Genomic DNA, 16,372 nt, shown 5'->3' on the forward strand with positions numbered 1-16,372 from the left:
CCTGCGATCGACAGGGCGCCCTCGTCGCATGTCAGGTCCGGCGCGCCAACGCCAGCGTGCGCTGCGCCGCCGCCACCACCGCCGCGTCGACGAACCGCCCGTCCGGAAGAGCCTGAGCACCCTCCTCGCGCACGGCCGCCTTGACGATCGTCTCGGCCTGTTCGAGTTCGCGGTCGGTCGGGAGGAACGCGCTCTCGATGACCGGGAGTTGACGGGGATGGATCGCCGCGCGCCCCAGGAATCCGAGGGCGCGGCCGTGCGCACAGGAGGCCGCCAGGCCTTCCAGGTCGCGGATGTCCGGGTGGACGGACTGCGGCGGCGGAGCCAGCTCTGCCGCCCGGGCCGCGACGATCACCCGCGAGCGCGACCAGTCGAGCCCCGCGTCGTCGCGCACGCCCAGGTCGGCCCGTAGATCCGCTTCGCCGAGCGCGATGCCGTGCAGGGCGGGGTGCGCGGCGGCGATCGAGAAGGCCCGCTCGATGCCGAGGGCCGTCTCCAGGAGGGCGTACAGGGGAAGGCCATCCGTCTTCTCCGCCACGGCTACGACCTCCTCGGCGGACATCACCTTCGGGATCCGTAGGCCGGACACACCCGGCAGGGGTGCGAGTGCTCCGAGGTCGGCCGCGGCCCACGGGCTGTGCAGGGCGTTCACCCGGACGTGGACGTTGAGTTGAGGCTCCGCGAGGAGTTCCGCCGTCGCCGCGCGGGCGTAGTCCTTGCGGTCAGGGGCGACCGCGTCCTCCAGGTCGATCACGACCACGTCGGCGCCGGCGGCGAGGGCCTTGGCGACGATCGGGGGGCGGTCGCCGGGGACGTAGAGCCAGGTCAGCGGGTACGGGGTCACAGGGCGCCCTCCTGCCGGAGAGTGGCCAACTCGGCCTCGGTCAGGCCGAGTTCGGTCAGGACCGTGTCCGTGTCGGCGCCGTGCGGGCGGCCGGACCAGCGGATGGCGCCCGGGGTGGCGGAGAGGCGGAAGAGGACGTTCTGCATGCGGAGCGGGCCGAGTTCGGGGTCGTCGACGGTGGTGATCGTGTCGAGGGCCTGGTACTGCGGGTCCGCCATCACGTCCCGTACGTCCTGGATGGGGGCCACGGCCGCCTCCGCCTTCTCGAAGGCGGCCAGGACTTCGGAACGCGAGCGCCGCGCGATCCAGTCGCCGACCGCCGCGTCGAGGATGTCGGCGTGCCGGGCCCGGTCCGCGCCGGTCGCGAACCACGGTTCGTCGATCAGTTCCGGGCGGCCGACCAGACGCATCACGCGCTCGGCGATCGACTGGGCCGAGGTGGAGACGGCGACCCAACTGCCGTCCGCCGTACGGTAGGTGTTGCGCGGGGCGTTGTTCTGCGAGCGGTTGCCGGTGCGCGGCTGGACGTGGCCGAGCTGGTCGTACCAGAGGGGCTGGGGACCGAGGGCGGTCAGGATCGGTTCGATGATCGCCATGTCCACCACCTGGCCCTCGCCCGTGCGGTCGCGGGCCGCGAGGGCCGTCATCACCGCGTACGCCGTCGCCAGGCCCGCGATCGAGTCGGCGAGGCCGAACGGCGGGAGCGTCGGGGGTGCGTCCGGTTCGCCGGTGATGGCGGCGAAGCCGCTCATCGCCTCGGCGAGGGTGCCGAAACCGGGGCGGTGCGCGTAGGGCCCGAACTGGCCGAAGGCGGTGACCCGGGCGAGCACCAACTTCGGGTTGGAGGCGGAGAGTTCGGCCCAGCCGAGGTCCCATTTCTCCAGGGTGCCGGGGCGGAAGTTCTCGACGATCACGTCGGCGGTGGCGGCGAGGCGGAGGAGGGTGGCGCGTCCGCCCGGCTTCGACAGGTCGAGGGTGATGGTGCGCTTGTTGCGGCCCAGCAGCTTCCACCACAGGCCGACGCCGTCCTTGGAGGGGCCGTGGCCCCGGGACGGGTCGGGCTTCGTCGGGTGCTCGACCTTGATGACCTCGGCACCGAAGTCACCGAGCATGGTGGCGGCGAGGGGACCGGCGAACAGCGTGGCGAGGTCGAGAACGCGCAGGCCGGACAGGGGAGTTGTGGTTGTCGGCTCGGTCATGAGGCGTACTGCTTGTCGATCTCCGCGCGGTACGGCATCGACGCCGTCGCACCCGGCCGCTGCACGGACAGCGCCGCCGCGGCTGCCGCCCAGCCCAGCGCGTCCCGGATCGGGCGGCCCTCGGCGAGGGCCACGGCGAGCGCGCCGACGAAGGTGTCGCCCGCCCCGGTCGAGTCCACGGCGGTCACTTGAGGCGCGGGGACGGTGAACGGCTCGGCGCCCCGGGCCGCGTACAGGCTGCCCGCCGAGCCCAGGGTGACGATCACCTCGGGCACCAGGTCGAGCAGGACGGCTGCCGCCTCGTGCGGGTCGGTGTGTCCGGTGAGGGCGGTGGCCTCGTGTTCGTTGGGGACCAACAGGTCGGTGGCGGCGAGGAGTTCGGGCGGGAGGGGTTGCGCGGGGGCGGGGGTGAGGATCGTACGGACGCCGTGGCGGCGGGCCGCCTCCGCACCCGCGACGACTGCCGCGAGGGGGATCTCCAGCTGGAGGAGCAGGGCGTCGGCGGAGGCGATGAGGGCCTCGTCGCCGGGGGCGAGGTGGTCGACGGTGCCGTTGGCGGCGGGGATGACGACGATGGAGTTGCCGCCCTCGTCGTCCACGACGATGTGCGCGGTGCCGGACGCGCCCTCGACGGTGCGCAGATGGTCGGTGTCGACGCCGGAGTGCTCGAAGGTGGACCGGAGTTGGGCGCCGTAGATGTCGTTGCCGACCGCGCTGATGATGGTGACGTCGGCGCCCGCGTGGGCCGCGGCGATCGCCTGGTTGGCGCCCTTGCCGCCGGGGATCGTACGGAACTCCCGCCCCGTCACGGTCTCTCCGCGCCGCGGGGCCTTCGTGACGTAGGCGACGAGGTCCATGTTCGTGCTGCCGAGCACGGCGATGAGGGTCATGGGCGGGCGGTCTCCTGGTGGGTGAGCCGGGCGAGGGTGTCGAAGCCGATGCCGTTGAAGTCGCCTACGGAGGTGGCGAGTCGGTTCTTGAGGGGGGACGTCCAGCGGTCGGGCAGCGCGGCCGGACTGCCGGCCAGCAGGGCCGAGATGGAGCCTGTCGTGGCCCCGTTGGAGTCGGTGTCCCAACCGCCCGACACCGCACGGCAGATGGAGCCGGTGAAGTCGCCGTCCGCGTGGGTGAGGGCGGCGGTGATCAGGGCGGTGTTGGGGATCGCGTGGACCCAGTGGTGGGTGGGTGAGTAGGTCGTGTGGAGTTCGTCCACGACCTCGTCGAAGTCCCGGTGTTTCCTGGCGAGTTGGAGGGCGTGGTGGATCGCCTTGGCGAGGCGGGAGCCTGGCGGGACGACGGTCAGGCCGGTGCGCAGGCAGGTGTGGACGTCATCGGTGCCGGTGGCCGCGGTGGCGATGACGGCGGCCGTGAACATCGCCGCGTAGACGCCGTTCGCGGTGTGGGTGAGGGTGGCGTCGCGGTGGGCCTGTTCGGCTGCCGCGCCCGGGTCTCCGGGGTTGGTCCAGCCGTGCACGTCGGCGCGGATCAGGGCGCCGATCCACTCGCGGAACGGGTTGCGGTGGCGGGCCGTTCGCGGGGGTTCCAGGCCGGAGAGCAGATTGCGGTAGGCGATGCGTTCGGCGGTGAAGGTGCGGCCCGCGGGGAGTTCGTCGAGCCAGAGCTTCGCCACGTCGGCGGTGGTGAAGCCCTTGCCGTGGCGTTGCAGCAACAGGAGGTTCAACAGGGGGTAGTTGAGGTCGTCGTCCTCGGGCATGCCGTCGATGTTCTCGGCGAGGGAGGTGGGGGCGGAGCGGCGGTTCCAGGGGTGGGCGGCGAGGAGTTCGGCGGGGACGCCCCGGGCGGTGAAGTAGCTGGTGAGGGGCCAGTTGCCGGTGGCACGGGCGAGTTCGCGGATGCCGTCGAGAGGGAGCTTCTCGACCGGTTTGCCGAGGAGACAGCCGACGGCGCGGCCCAGCCAGGCGGCCTGGAGAGTGGCGGGACGGGTGGCCGGGCGGGGTGGGGAAGTAGCTTGTGGGGCGGGCCAGTTGGGGCAGAGGGCCTTGATCCTGGCGAGGTCCGTCGGCTCCTGGTGCGCCAACCGGCTGGGCAGGTCGGCCAGTTCGTCCAGCAGGTCCTCGGCGAGCAACCGGAGGTAACGGGTGGGGGGTTGGGCGGACGCGCCCGCCCGGTCCGGAGCCTCGGCACCGCCCGCCGCGCGCCAACGCGTCGCGATCGCCGACGGTTCGCGGCCGTCCTGGGCGGCCTGGCGCAGTTCGTGGCCGAGCAGATCCTCCGGCTGGACCCAGGTCAGTCGGAGCACCGCTCCCCTCCGATCCCGGTGAACGCGGCCTCGTGGGCCCGGCGTCGGCGGACGTCCTGGGCGAAGACCTCGCGGGTGACGGCGGTGAGCGTGACCGCGGGTTCCCAGAGGTCCAGGCGGCTGGCCTCGGCGACCGTCTTCGACCACTCCTGCGGAACCGGCGAACCGAGCGCACCGGCCACCGCGCCCGCCATCGTCGCGATCGAGTCGCAGTCCCGGCCGTAGTTCACCGAACCCAGCACCGCGTGCCGGTAGTCGCCACCGGCCACCACCAACATGCCCAGCGCGACCGGGAGTTCCTCGATCGCACGGGTACGGGAGGGGCGGCGGGCGTCCAGGGAGGGGGAACGGTAGTCGGGGCCCACCGTGTCGTACGGTGCGACCGCCTCCCGCAGCGGAACGAGCGCCGACTCGAAGTCCGAGTAACGGGCGGCCACTTCGCAGACCTTCTCGATGGCCGTGCGGGTGCCGTCCTTCGCCAGGGCGAGGCAGGCCGTGACCACGGAGTCGGGGGTCGCGCCCGGTACGCAGGCCGCGGCGACGGCCGCCGCGAAGACACCGGCCGCCTCACGGCCGTACGACGACTGGTGTGCGCCCGCGATGTCGATGGCCTCGGCGTAAGCACCCGCCGGATGGGCCGCGTTGACCAGGCCGACCGGCGCCATGTACATCGCGGCACCGCAGTTGACGATGTTGCCGACGCCGGCCTCGCGGGGGTCGACATGGCCGTAGTGGAGGCGGGTCGCGAGCCACTTCTCGGCGAGGAAGACGCGCTGGAGCGGGATGGCCTCCGCCTCCAACTCCGGGATCCAGCGCGGGTTCTGCATCAGGTCCGGGACCAGGTGGTCGGCGATCGCGTACGCGTCGAGGTGGTCGCGGACGGTCGCGTAGACCCGTACCAGCGCGTGGGTCATCAAGGTGTCGTCGGTGACGTGGCCGTCGCCCTTGTGGTACGGCGCGATGGGGCGGGCGGTGCGCCACGCGTCGCCGTTCCAGGGGCCGACGATGCCGTGGACGCGACCGGCGTGACGTTCGAGGATCTGGTCGGGGGAGTAGCCCTCGACGGGACCGCCGAGGGCGTCGCCGACCGCGGCACCGACGAGGGCTCCGGTGATCTTCTCGTCGAGGCCGCTATCCGGCTCTTTAGGTCCTTTGGATTCTTTGGATTCTTTGGGCGTCATGCCCCGAATCATCCTCCTGGTGGGGGTGGTTGTGTGGCTTCCAGGAGTTCGGCGAGTTCTACGAGGTCGGTGCCGGTGAGACGGGGAAGGGCGCAGCCGGAGAGGGTGCGGCAGGCGTCCCGCCAGGTGGCGGGGATGGCCGCGCCGCCGCTCAACGCGCCGGTCAGGGCGCCCGCGAGGGCGGGTGCGGAGTCCGCGACGCGGGAGAGGCAGGCCGCGGCCGGGACCGCTTCCGCGATACGGCCGCGGGACGCGGTGGCGAGGGCGAGGGCGACCGGGACGGTTTCGGCGGCGGCGATGCCGTAGCTGTAGACGTGGTCCACGATCTGATGTTCCAAGAGGGGGATCAGAGCGAACGCGTTGTCGCTGTCCCGGGCCAACTTCATGGCGTGACGGGCGTTGCGGCCGATCTCGGTGGCTTCGGGGAGTTCGGCGAGCGCGGCCGCCACGCATTCGTCCACGTCCGCGCCGACGAGCGCGAGTGCGAGGGCCGCCGCCATGGCTCTGGCGCCGTGGACTCCGTCGCCGTCCTGGGTGTAGCGGGCGTCGAACTCGGCGAGGGCGGCGGCACGTTGGGGATCGCCGGGGTGCGCCACCGCCAGTACGCAGGCCCTGATGCAGGCCGCGTCGTCGAAGTAGTGGGGGTTGTCGTGGCCGGTGGCGGGCGGGCGGAGGCCGGCGGCGAGGTTGCCGAGGCCCGCTCGTACGGAGATACGGGCGCGGAGGGGGAGTACGGCGGACTCGACCTCGGGGGCGCGGTCCGCTGCGGCGGCTACTTCGCTGGCTACGGCGTTCCAGCTGAGGTCGATGGAAGCGCGCATCCGGCGCTCTCTGCTGAGGTCGCCGAGGACGGTGTCGTCGCCCGCTCTTAGTACGGCTTCCGCGGCGAACGCTGCCCATTCGGCGTCGTCGGAGGGGCCGAGGCGGAGCGGCTCGGGGGGTTGGTTGAGGGCGATGGGGACGGGGAGTGTCGTGGTCGCGTTCTGTTCGGCGAAGGTGTCGAGTTCGCGGGTGAGGCGGCGGGTCCACTCCGGCATCCGAGCGGCGCGGTGCCTTGCGGCGGGCCAACCGGCGGCATCCCCTGCGGCGAGCCCGAGCAGCAGCCCCTCGATCCGACACACCTCGGCTCCGCCATCGCCTTTTGTTCTCCCACCCGCACCGCCCGTGCGACTTTCGTTGTCGGGTGCGGGTGGCCCCAGTGGGGGGTAATCGCCGTCGGCGGCTGGGGGTCTGTGGGGGGTGGGGTGAGCGGGGTTGGGTGTGGATTCGCCGTCGGCGGCTGGGAGTTCGTGGGGTGTGAGGGGTCCCTGTGGGGCGGAGTCGCCGTCTGCCGCTGCCGCTTCCCCCGGGAACTGCGGAGTGTTCGCGTCTTCCGCGGTCAGCCCTTCGCCGTGGGTTGTTCTCATGGGTGCACCTCGTCCTCGTCCGCCGCCAGTACGTACTCCCCTTGGCGACCCCACTTGCCGCCCTCCCCCGGGACCAGCAACTCCGCGATGTCCAGCACATGGTGGCCGGCCATCGCCGGGAGGCAACTCCCCCGTGCCGGGCCGATCGCCGACGCCCAGTCGGAGGGGATCGACGAGACGCCCCGTGTCGCTCCCGCCAGCGCGCCCGCCACCGCCGCCGTCGTATCCGCGTCGCGGCCCATGTTGACCGCCGTGAGGACCGACTCCACGAAGTCGCCGTCCGCCGCCGCGTACGCGCCGAAGGCGAGGGCGACCGCCTCGGGGGCCAGGTCGGTCCAGGGGTAGCCGCCGATGACCACCGCGGAGCGGACCGCGCGTTCGCCGCGGTGGGCGACCGCCACCGCGCGGCGCAGGGAGCGGGCCGTCCAGGAGTCGTCGGGGACCACGGCCAGGGCCGATGCGACCACCGCGATCGTCGGGGCGCCCGCCATCGCCGCCGCTACACCGGCCGCGACCGCCTGGCCGCCGTAGATGCCCTCGCCGTCGTGGCTCACCGAACCGTCGATCGCGACCAGCCGGGCCGCCTCCGCCGGGCGGCCCGCCGCGAAGACGCCGAAGGGGGCCGCGCGCATGGCCAGGCCGTCGCTCCAGGCGTGCCGGTGCTGGGCGGAGATGGGGGCGGCGAGGCCCCGGCGGAGGTTCTCCAGGGTGCCGCGTTCGCTGAAGCCCGCGCCCCGGAACGGGCCCTCGTCCCGGTCCGCGATCCACTCGTGCCAGGCCGCCTCCACATGGGAGGGGGTGAGTGCCGAACCGTGGCGGGCCAGGAGGAGGCCGGAGAAGATCGCGTACTCGGTGTCGTCCGTGCCCGCCGGGTTCTCCGCCACGTATCCCTCGATACGGCCCCAGCGGGCGCGGATCTCGGACGGTTTCATGTTCTCCGCCGGTGCGCCCAGGGCGTCCCCGACCGCCAGGCCGAGCAGCGCGCCGCGTGCCCGTTCGCGGAGTTCGGTGGCGTTCTTGGGCGCCGGGACCGGGGGAATGCAGGCGATCGATGCCATACGCGGCCTCTCCCTACGGGGTTCCCTCAGAGCGCCTCAGGGCGCGGAACCCTTTGCGGATGTCTCCCACGGGAGGCCTTCGGCAGAGCCTGACGGAGCGCAGCATCACCCGGTCGACATTTGATTGGCTAGCGGCTCGGATGAGCGTTCGAGGGTAAACGTGCTGGTTAGCGCAGCCTTTCCTTGCTGGTGGGCGGGAAATGAAAGGCGTATGTTCGGTGTTGTCGAAGAGTAGAACTTGTCTAAACTTAGCCTTACCTTAGCTCCTGGGGGATCACCGCATGGCCATCATCGAGACCGAGGCGACGCTCCACGAAGCGCACCGCGACAACCACACCCATCGCGATGTGAACGGCGGCTGGCTGCGCCCCGCGGTGTTCGGCGCGATGGACGGTCTCGTCTCCAACCTCGCTCTGATGACCGGTGTCGTCGGCGGTGCCGTCAGTCATCAGACCGTTGTCATCACCGGGCTGGCCGGGCTTGCCGCCGGTGCCTTCTCCATGGCCGCGGGCGAGTACACCTCCGTGGCCTCCCAGCGGGAACTCGTCGAGGCCGAACTCGACGTCGAGCGGCGGGAGTTGCGCAAGCACCCGGAGGACGAGGAGGACGAACTCGCCTCCCTTTACGTCTCCCGCGGGGTGGAGAAAGAACTCGCCCGTGAAGTCGCCCGGCAGCTCTCGCGCGACCCCGAGCAGGCCCTGGAGATACATGCCCGCGAGGAGCTGGGCATCGACCCGGGCGATCTGCCCTCGCCGCTCGTCGCCGCCGTGTCGTCCTTCGGGTCCTTCGCGCTGGGCGCGCTGCTTCCCGTGCTGCCGTTCCTGCTCGGGGCGACCGCTCTCTGGCCCGCGCTGCTGCTCGCGTTCGTCGGGCTGTTCGGCTGTGGTGCGGTGGTGGCCCGGGTGACCGCGCGGACCTGGTGGTTCAGCGGGCTGCGGCAGCTCGCGTTGGGTGGTGCGGCGGCCGGTGTGACGTACGCCCTGGGCACCTTGTTCGGAACGGTCGTAGGATAGCTCGACGCGCACTTATGCGGTGGTCTGCATAAGTAGCCGTTACCCGCTGGTTTCGAACGCTTAACCACTGGGCATGAGCCGTAAGCGCTTCGGGCAACGACGCCTGGGGCGCACCCGCGGGATGGGCGACGACGCTCCCTCTGCCTTGGTCCGGCGGACATCGATCTGTCCGCTTTGGTCCCCTTCATCTCCACCGCTGACGCGGTGCACCGCCGCCACCCCGCGGCGTCCGCATGTTGGAACGGAGTATCCGGTTCCCGAGAACCGTTCCATCATGTAACCTGCACGAAATTTTGCGCTTACCCGCAGAGGGCCAACGTCGTCCCTATGCCCATGCATATGCCACGACGACGACGGGAGAGCCGATGCGTACGCCGCGCCAGCCGTCCCAGCAGCCCACGAATGGCCAGAAGTGGTCCTTCATGGATGCTCGCCCTGCCGCGCAGGGTATGTACGACCCCCGCAACGAGCACGACGCCTGTGGCGTCGGCTTCGTGGCCACCCTCACCGGCGAGGCGAGCCACGCGCTGGTCGAGCAGGCGCTCACGGTGCTGCGCAACCTGGAGCACCGCGGTGCGACGGGCGCCGAGCCCGACTCCGGCGACGGCGCGGGCATCCTGTCCCAGGTCCCTGACGCCTTCTTCCGCGAGGTGGCCGGATTCGAACTGCCCGCCGCCGGTGGATACGCGGTCGGCATCGCCTTCCTGCCCCCGGACGGCGCGGACGCCGCCGTCTCACAGATCGAGACGGTCGCCGCCGAAGAGGGCCTCACCGTCCTCGGCTGGCGCGAGGTCCCGACCGCGCCCGAACTCCTCGGTGCCACCGCCCGCTCCACCATGCCGCTCTTCCGGCAGGTCTTCGTGAGCGACGGCGAGACCCAGGGCATCGACCTCGACCGCAAGGCCTTCGCGCTGCGCAAGCGCGCCGAGCGTGAGGCCGGTGTCTACTTCCCGTCGCTCTCCGCGCGGACCATCGTCTACAAGGGCATGCTGACCACCGGCCAGCTGGAGCCCTTCTTCCCGGACCTGTCCGACCGGCGCTTCGCCTCCGCGATCTCGCTCGTGCACTCCCGGTTCTCCACGAACACGTTCCCGTCGTGGCCGCTCGCCCACCCGTACCGCTTCGTCGCGCACAACGGCGAGATCAACACGGTCAAGGGCAACCGCAACTGGATGGCGGCCCGCGAGTCCCAGATCGCCTCGGACCTGTTCGGCGACCAGGAGAAGATCGACCGGATCTTCCCCATCTGTACGCCCGAGGCGTCCGACTCCGCGTCCTTCGACGAGGTGCTCGAACTCCTCCACCTGGGCGGGCGTTCGCTCCCGCACTCCGTGCTGATGATGATCCCGGAGGCGTGGGAGAACCACGACTCCATGGACCCGGCCCGCCGCGCCTTCTACCAGTTCCACGCCACGATGATGGAGCCCTGGGACGGCCCGGCCTGTGTCACCTTCACCGACGGCACCCAGGTCGGCGCGGTCCTCGACCGCAACGGCCTGCGCCCCGGCCGCTACTGGGTCACCGACGACGGCCTCGTCGTCCTCGGCTCCGAGGTCGGCGTCCTCGACATCGACCCCGCGAAGGTCGTCCGCAAGGGCCGCCTCCAGCCCGGCCGCATGTTCCTCGTGGACACCGCCGAGCACCGCATCATCGAGGACGACGAGATCAAGGCCGGCCTCGCCGCCGAGAAGCCGTACGGCGACTGGCTCGAAGCCGGTGAGATCGAGCTGTCCGACCTGCCCGAGCGTGAGCACATCGTGCACACGCACGCCTCGGTCACCCGCCGCCAGCAGACCTTCGGCTACACCGAGGAGGAGCTGCGCGTCATCCTCGCGCCGATGGCCAAGGCCGGTGCGGAGCCGATCGGTTCGATGGGCACCGACTCGCCGATCGCCGCGCTGTCCGCCCGCCCGCGCCTGCTCTTCGACTACTTCACGCAGCTGTTCGCGCAGGTCACCAACCCGCCGCTGGACGCGATCCGCGAAGAGCTGGTCACCAGCCTGCGCTCGTCGCTCGGGCCCGCGAGCAACCTGCTGGAGCCGACGGCCGCGTCCTGTCGTAGCGTCACCCTGCCCTTCCCGGTGATCGACAACGACGAGCTGGCCAAGCTCATCCACATCAACGCCGACGGTGACATGCCCGGCATGAAGGCCGCGACCCTCTCCGGCCTGTACCGGGTCTCCGGCGGCGGCGACGCCCTCGCCGCCCGCCTCGCCGAGATCTGCACCGAGGCCGACGCGGCCATCGAGAACGGCGCCCGCCTGATCGTCCTCTCGGACCGGCACTCCGACGCCGAGCACGCGCCGATCCCCTCGCTGCTGCTCACCGCCGCCGTCCACCACCACCTCATCCGCACCAAGCAGCGCACCCAGGTGGGCCTGCTGGTGGAGGCCGGTGACGTGCGCGAGGTCCACCACGTCGCGCTGCTCATCGGCTTCGGCGCGGCGGCCGTCAACCCGTACCTGGCGATGGAGTCCGTCGAGGACCTCGTCCGCGCGGGCACCTTCCTCACCGACATCGAGGCCGAGCAGGCCATCCGCAACCTGATCTACGCGCTCGGCAAGGGCGTCCTCAAGGTCATGTCCAAGATGGGCATCTCGACGGTCGCCTCCTACCGGGGCGCCCAGGTCTTCGAAGCGGTCGGCCTCGACGAGCAGTTCGTCAACAACTACTTCAGCGGTACGGCCACCAAGATCGGCGGCGTCGGCATCGACGTCATCGCCAAGGAGGTCGCCGCCCGGCACGCGAAGGCGTACCCCGCCTCCGGCATCGCGCCCGCGCACCGCGCCCTCGACATAGGCGGCGAGTACCAGTGGCGCCGCGAGGGCGAGCCGCACCTGTTCGACCCGGAGACGGTCTTCCGCCTCCAGCACTCGACGCGCACCAACCGCTACGACATCTTCAAGAAGTACACGGACCGCGTGAACGAGCAGTCCGAGCGCCTCATGACGCTCCGCGGACTCTTCGGCTTCAAGTCGGACCGCCCGTCGATCTCCATCGACGAGGTCGAGCCCGTCTCCGAGATCGTCAAGCGCTTCTCCACCGGCGCCATGTCGTACGGCTCCATCTCCCTGGAGGCGCACGAGACCCTCGCCATCGCCATGAACCAGTTGGGCGGCAAGTCCAACACCGGTGAGGGCGGCGAGGACGCGGACCGGCTCTACGACCCGGCCCGGCGCAGCGCCATCAAGCAGGTCGCCTCCGGCCGCTTCGGCGTCACCTCCGAGTACCTGGTCAACGCGGACGACATCCAGATCAAGATGGCCCAGGGCGCGAAGCCGGGTGAGGGCGGGCAGCTGCCCGGCCACAAGGTCTACCCGTGGGTCGCGAAGACCCGGCACAGCACCCCCGGTGTCGGCCTCATCTCCCCGCCGCCGCACCACGACATCTACTCCATCGAAGACCTCGCCCAGCTGATCCACGACCTGAAGAACGCGAACCCGCAGGCGCGGATCCACGTCAAGCTGGTCTCGGAGGTCGGTGTCGGCACGGTCGCCGCGGGTGTGTCGAAGGCGCACGCGGACGTCGTCCTGATCTCCGGCCACGACGGCGGTACGGGCGCGTCCCCGCTGACTTCCCTCAAGCACGCTGGTGGGCCTTGGGAGTTGGGCCTCGCCGAGACTCAGCAGACGCTCCTTCTGAATGGCCTGCGCGACCGGATCGTCGTCCAGACCGACGGCCAGCTCAAGACCGGCCGTGACGTCGTCATCGCCGCGCTGCTCGGCGCCGAGGAGTTCGGTTTCGCGACCGCGCCGCTCGTCGTCTCCGGCTGCGTCATGATGCGTGTCTGCCACCTGGACACCTGCCCGGTCGGCATCGCCACGCAGAACCCGGTGCTGCGCGACCGGTTCGCCGGCAAGGCCGAATACGTCGTGAACTTCTTCCAGTTCATCGCCGAAGAGGTCCGCGAGATCCTCGCCGAGCTGGGCTTCCGCACCATCGAGGAGGCCGTCGGCCAGGCGGGCACGCTCGACGTCGAGCGCGCCGTCCACCACTGGAAGGCGCAGGGCCTGGACCTGGCCCCCCTCTTCTACGTCCCCGAACTCCCGGACGGCGCAGCCCTCCACCAGGTCATCCAGCAGGACCACGGCCTGGAGAAGGCGCTCGACAACGAGCTGATCAAGCTCGCCGCCGACGCCCTCGCCGCGTCCAGCGCCACCGACGCCCAGCCGGTCCGCGCGCAGATCGCGATCCGCAACATCAACCGCACGGTCGGCACGATGCTCGGCCACGAGGTGACGAAGAAGTTCGGCGGGGCGGGCCTGCCCGACGACACCATCGACATCACCTTCACGGGTTCCGCCGGTCAGTCCTTCGGCGCCTTCCTCCCGCGCGGTGTCACGCTGCGCCTGGAGGGCGACGCCAACGACTATGTGGGCAAGGGTCTTTCGGGCGGCCGGGTGATCGTCCGCCCCGACCGGGGCGCCGACCACCTCGCCGAGTTCTCCACCATCGCGGGCAACACCATCGCCTACGGCGCGACCGGCGGCGAACTGTTCCTGCGCGGCCGGACCGGCGAGCGGTTCTGTGTCCGCAACTCCGGTGCCACGGTGGTCTCCGAGGGCGTGGGCGACCACGGCTGCGAGTACATGACCGGCGGCCGGGCGGTCGTGCTCGGCGAGACCGGCCGCAACTTCGCGGCGGGCATGTCCGGCGGCATCGCCTACGTCATCGACCTGAACCCCGACAACGTCAATGTCGGAAACGCGGGCGCCGTAAGCGAGTTGGACGACACCGACAAGCAGTGGCTGCACGACGTGGTGCGCCGCCACGCCGAGGAGACCGGTTCCACGGTCGCCGAGAAGCTGCTCGCCGAGTGGGCCGTCTCCGTGGACCGCTTCAGCAAGATCATCCCCAGTGCGTACAAGGCAGTGCTCGCCGCCAAGGACGCCGCCGAGCGAGCGGGTCTCTCCGAGACCGAGATCACCGAGAAGATGATGGAGGCGGCGATCAATGGCTGACCCGAAGGGCTTTCTGAACCACGGGCGCGAGGTCGCCAAGTCCCGTCCGGTGGACGTCCGTTTGAAGGACTGGAACGAGGTCTACGTCCCCGGTTCGCTGCTGCCGATCATCGGCAAGCAGGCCGGCCGGTGCATGGACTGCGGTATCCCGTTCTGTCACAACGGCTGTCCGCTGGGGAACCTGATCCCCGAGTGGAACGACTACGCCTACCGCGGTGACTGGACGGCGGCTTCCGAGCGCCTCCATGCCACCAACAACTTCCCTGAGTTCACTGGGCGGTTGTGCCCGGCTCCCTGCGAGTCGGCGTGCGTGCTGGGCATCAACCAGCCGCCGGTCACCATCAAGAACGTCGAGGTCTCCATCATCGACAAGGCCTGGGAGACGGGCGACGTCGCCCCCCAGGCCCCGGAGCGCCTCTCCGGCAAGACCGTCGCGGTCGTCGGCTCGGGCCCGGCGGGCCTCGCCGCCGCCCAGCAGCTGACCCGGGCGGGCCACACGGTCGCGGTGTACGAGCGCGCGGACCGCATCGGCGGCCTCCTGCGCTACGGCATCCCCGAGTTCAAGATGGAGAAGCGGCACATCAACCGCCGTATCGAGCAGATGCGCGCGGAGGGCACCCGCTTCCGCACCGGCATCGAGATCGGCGTCGACCTCAAGGCCACCGACCTGCGCAAGCGCTACGACGCGGTCGTCATCGCCGCCGGTGCCACCACCGCGCGTGATCTCCCCGTCCCCGGGCGGGAGTTGACCGGTGTCTACCAGGCGATGGAGTACCTGCCCCTGTCCAACAAGGTGCAGGAGGGCGACTACGTCACCGCCCCGGTCTCGGCCGCGGGCAAGCACGTCGTCGTCATCGGCGGCGGCGACACCGGCGCGGACTGCGTGGGTACGGCACACCGCCAAGGGGCCGCGTCCGTCACGCAGTTGGAGATCATGCCCCGCCCCGGAGACGAGCGGAACGCGGTCTCCCAGCCGTGGCCGACCTTCCCGATGCTCTACAAGGTGACGTCCGCGCACGAGGAGGGCGGTGAGCGGGTCTACTCCGTCAACACCACCCACTTCGAGGGCGACGAGGACGGCAACGTCCAGTGGCTGCACCTCGTCGAGGTCGAGTTCGTCGACGGCAAGCTGACCCAGAAGCCGGGCACGGAGCGCAAGATCCCCGCCCAACTGGTCACCCTGGCCATGGGGTTCACCGGCACGGACCGCGAGAACGGCCTGGTCGACCAGTTCGCCCTGGACCTCGACGAGCGCGGCAACATCGCCCGTGACGCCGAGTTCCAGACCAACGTCCCCGGCGTCTTCGTCGCCGGTGACGCGGGCCGAGGCCAGTCCCTCATCGTCTGGGCCATCGCGGAGGGCCGCTCGGCCGCCCGCGGCGTCGACCGCTTCCTCACCGGCGCCAGCGAACTCCCGGCCCCGATCCGCCCGACGGACCGCTCACTGATGGTCTGACGGCAGCGAGTACAACGAGGGGGAATCCCCTCAACAGACGTCCCGCACAATGGCGTGCGGAACAGAGCGCGGCGCCTGCTCAGTCCCCGACCGGACCGGCAGGCGCCGCGGCGCGTCCGCCCTCACTTCTACGGCACTCGGTACGTCTCCCCGTACACCTTCCACACCAACGGCGTCCGCAGCCCCAGGTTCCCCTCGTCCAGGAACTTCCGCTGGGCCGTGTCGACGCGGGAGGTGTCGATGCCGGGGTGTTTGGCCCGCATCGCGGCGCGGCGGACGTCGAGGAAGGCGCTCAAGTAGGCCTTCTCGTCGCCGCCTTGGGCCGGGGGCTCGGCCCGCTGCGTCGCGCGCGTGCGGATGCCGTAGAAGCCGTCCGTGCCCGGGCCGTGGAAGACCATCGCGTCGTAGTAGATGAACTGCCCCAGCGGGCCCAGGCCGTCGCGCTTGGCGGCGCTGACCGCCGGGTCGAAGTAGATGCGGTCGCGTTCCGCGTCCTGCGCCGCCTGGAACGCGGGGACCTTCGCCTCGGCGCGCCAGGCGGCCGGGAAGCCGGGGTCCAGGCCCTGGTGGGAGTCCGTGCCGTCGACCTTGCGCAGGGCGGGGAGGTAGCGGGCGAGGCCGTTGTCGGGGTGGGCTGCGGTGTAGCGCTCGACGAGGACGAGCAGGTCGTGGGTGCCGGTGCAGAAGCCGATGATGCCCGCGGTGTAGCCCTGGCCGTCTCCGATGTCCTGCACATATCCGTACGCGCTGCGCCAGTTGAGCGTCGAGTTCTCTGCGCTGGCCACCAGCTCCTGCGCGAGGTTCTTCATGGCCGGCGCGGCCAGCCCCTCGGGCGCTCTCCGTTGCGCCGCGGCGGACGGCTGCGCTGGCCGCGGGTCGTCGTGGGCGGTGGTTGAGGAGCCGTAGGCCGTCGCCGCGAGGAGGACGACGGGTACGGCGGCGAGGATCAGGACGCCGACGCGTTTCATGGGGCCCAGAGTAGGGGCGGTTACGT

At 71.1% G+C, this 16,372-nt stretch carries 11 protein-coding genes; 3 read left to right on the plus strand and 8 right to left on the minus strand.

What is annotated here, in order from left to right; translation table 11 throughout:
• Positions 1–31: 31 nt before the first annotated feature.
• Genes ACWIHT_RS17440 through ACWIHT_RS17470 form a run of 7 tightly spaced genes read right to left on the minus strand, consistent with a single transcriptional unit; the run spans position 32 to position 7,948 of the window.
• Positions 32–844 (minus strand): HpcH/HpaI aldolase/citrate lyase family protein, encoded by an 813-nt coding sequence (locus tag ACWIHT_RS17440; RefSeq protein WP_456168988.1) that lies wholly within the window; start codon positions 842–844, stop codon positions 32–34.
• On the minus strand, positions 841–2,043 hold the full coding sequence (locus ACWIHT_RS17445) for a CaiB/BaiF CoA transferase family protein (RefSeq protein ID WP_456168989.1): 1,203 nt from the start codon (positions 2,041–2,043) through the stop codon (positions 841–843). Before ACWIHT_RS17445 ends, ACWIHT_RS17440 begins: the two co-directional genes overlap by 4 nt.
• Positions 2,040–2,933, minus strand: coding sequence for a ribokinase (gene rbsK / locus ACWIHT_RS17450; RefSeq protein WP_456168990.1), 894 nt, complete (start codon positions 2,931–2,933; stop codon positions 2,040–2,042). The genes ACWIHT_RS17445 and rbsK overlap by 4 nt, the downstream gene beginning before the upstream one ends.
• The gene (locus ACWIHT_RS17455) at positions 2,930–4,303 is read right to left on the minus strand and encodes an ADP-ribosylglycohydrolase family protein (protein ID WP_456168991.1); all 1,374 of its coding nucleotides are present in this window, start codon (positions 4,301–4,303) and stop codon (positions 2,930–2,932) included. Before ACWIHT_RS17455 ends, rbsK begins: the two co-directional genes overlap by 4 nt.
• Positions 4,291–5,484 carry an ADP-ribosylglycohydrolase family protein gene (locus tag ACWIHT_RS17460; RefSeq protein WP_456168992.1) on the minus strand — a complete coding sequence of 398 codons (1,194 nt, stop codon included), beginning with the start codon at positions 5,482–5,484 and terminating at the stop codon, positions 4,291–4,293. The genes ACWIHT_RS17455 and ACWIHT_RS17460 overlap by 13 nt, the downstream gene beginning before the upstream one ends.
• An 8-nt stretch (positions 5,485–5,492) precedes the next feature.
• The gene (locus tag ACWIHT_RS17465; RefSeq protein WP_456168993.1) at positions 5,493–6,890 is read right to left on the minus strand and encodes an ADP-ribosylglycohydrolase family protein; all 1,398 of its coding nucleotides are present in this window, start codon (positions 6,888–6,890) and stop codon (positions 5,493–5,495) included.
• Positions 6,887–7,948, minus strand: a complete 1,062-nt coding sequence (locus ACWIHT_RS17470) for an ADP-ribosylglycohydrolase family protein (protein WP_456168994.1) — start codon at positions 7,946–7,948, stop codon at positions 6,887–6,889. Before ACWIHT_RS17470 ends, ACWIHT_RS17465 begins: the two co-directional genes overlap by 4 nt.
• Positions 7,949–8,229: 281 nt before the next feature.
• Here ACWIHT_RS17470 and ACWIHT_RS17475 point away from each other — a divergent pair, with 281 nt between their 5' ends.
• The 3 genes from ACWIHT_RS17475 (at position 8,230) to ACWIHT_RS17485 (ending at position 15,378) form a co-directional block, all read left to right on the plus strand.
• Positions 8,230–8,961, plus strand: a complete 732-nt coding sequence (locus tag ACWIHT_RS17475; protein WP_381242174.1) for a VIT1/CCC1 transporter family protein — start codon at positions 8,230–8,232, stop codon at positions 8,959–8,961.
• Positions 8,962–9,326: 365 nt separating this feature from the next.
• Positions 9,327–13,922, plus strand: coding sequence for a glutamate synthase large subunit (gene gltB, locus ACWIHT_RS17480; RefSeq protein WP_456168995.1), 4,596 nt, complete (start codon positions 9,327–9,329; stop codon positions 13,920–13,922).
• A complete protein-coding gene (locus tag ACWIHT_RS17485; RefSeq protein ID WP_456168996.1) occupies positions 13,915–15,378 on the plus strand; it encodes a glutamate synthase subunit beta in 1,464 nt (487 codons plus the stop codon). Before gltB ends, ACWIHT_RS17485 begins: the two co-directional genes overlap by 8 nt.
• A 128-nt stretch (positions 15,379–15,506) precedes the next feature.
• Here ACWIHT_RS17485 and ACWIHT_RS17490 read toward each other — a convergent pair whose 3' ends face one another.
• Positions 15,507–16,346 carry a chitosanase gene (locus ACWIHT_RS17490; RefSeq protein WP_456168997.1) on the minus strand — a complete coding sequence of 280 codons (840 nt, stop codon included), beginning with the start codon at positions 16,344–16,346 and terminating at the stop codon, positions 15,507–15,509.
• Positions 16,347–16,372 lie beyond the last annotated feature (26 nt).

This window comes from Streptomyces sp. NPDC002276, assembly GCF_053891435.1.

Excerpts from the sequence above, each read along its gene's own strand:
- ACWIHT_RS17445 (WP_456168989.1), bottom strand. The coding sequence starts at position 2,043 with ATGACCGAGCCGACAACCACAACTCCCCTGTCCGGCCTGCGCGTTCTC.
- rbsK (WP_456168990.1), bottom strand. The coding sequence starts at position 2,933 with ATGACCCTCATCGCCGTGCTCGGCAGCACGAACATGGACCTCGTCGCC.
- ACWIHT_RS17460 (WP_456168992.1), bottom strand. The coding sequence starts at position 5,484 with ATGACGCCCAAAGAATCCAAAGAATCCAAAGGACCTAAAGAGCCGGAT.
- ACWIHT_RS17465 (WP_456168993.1), bottom strand. The coding sequence starts at position 6,890 with ATGAGAACAACCCACGGCGAAGGGCTGACCGCGGAAGACGCGAACACT.
- ACWIHT_RS17470 (WP_456168994.1), bottom strand. The coding sequence starts at position 7,948 with ATGGCATCGATCGCCTGCATTCCCCCGGTCCCGGCGCCCAAGAACGCC.
- ACWIHT_RS17475 (WP_381242174.1), top strand. The coding sequence starts at position 8,230 with ATGGCCATCATCGAGACCGAGGCGACGCTCCACGAAGCGCACCGCGAC.
- gltB (WP_456168995.1), top strand. The coding sequence starts at position 9,327 with ATGCGTACGCCGCGCCAGCCGTCCCAGCAGCCCACGAATGGCCAGAAG.
- ACWIHT_RS17485 (WP_456168996.1), top strand. The coding sequence starts at position 13,915 with ATGGCTGACCCGAAGGGCTTTCTGAACCACGGGCGCGAGGTCGCCAAG.
- ACWIHT_RS17490 (WP_456168997.1), bottom strand. The coding sequence starts at position 16,346 with ATGAAACGCGTCGGCGTCCTGATCCTCGCCGCCGTACCCGTCGTCCTC.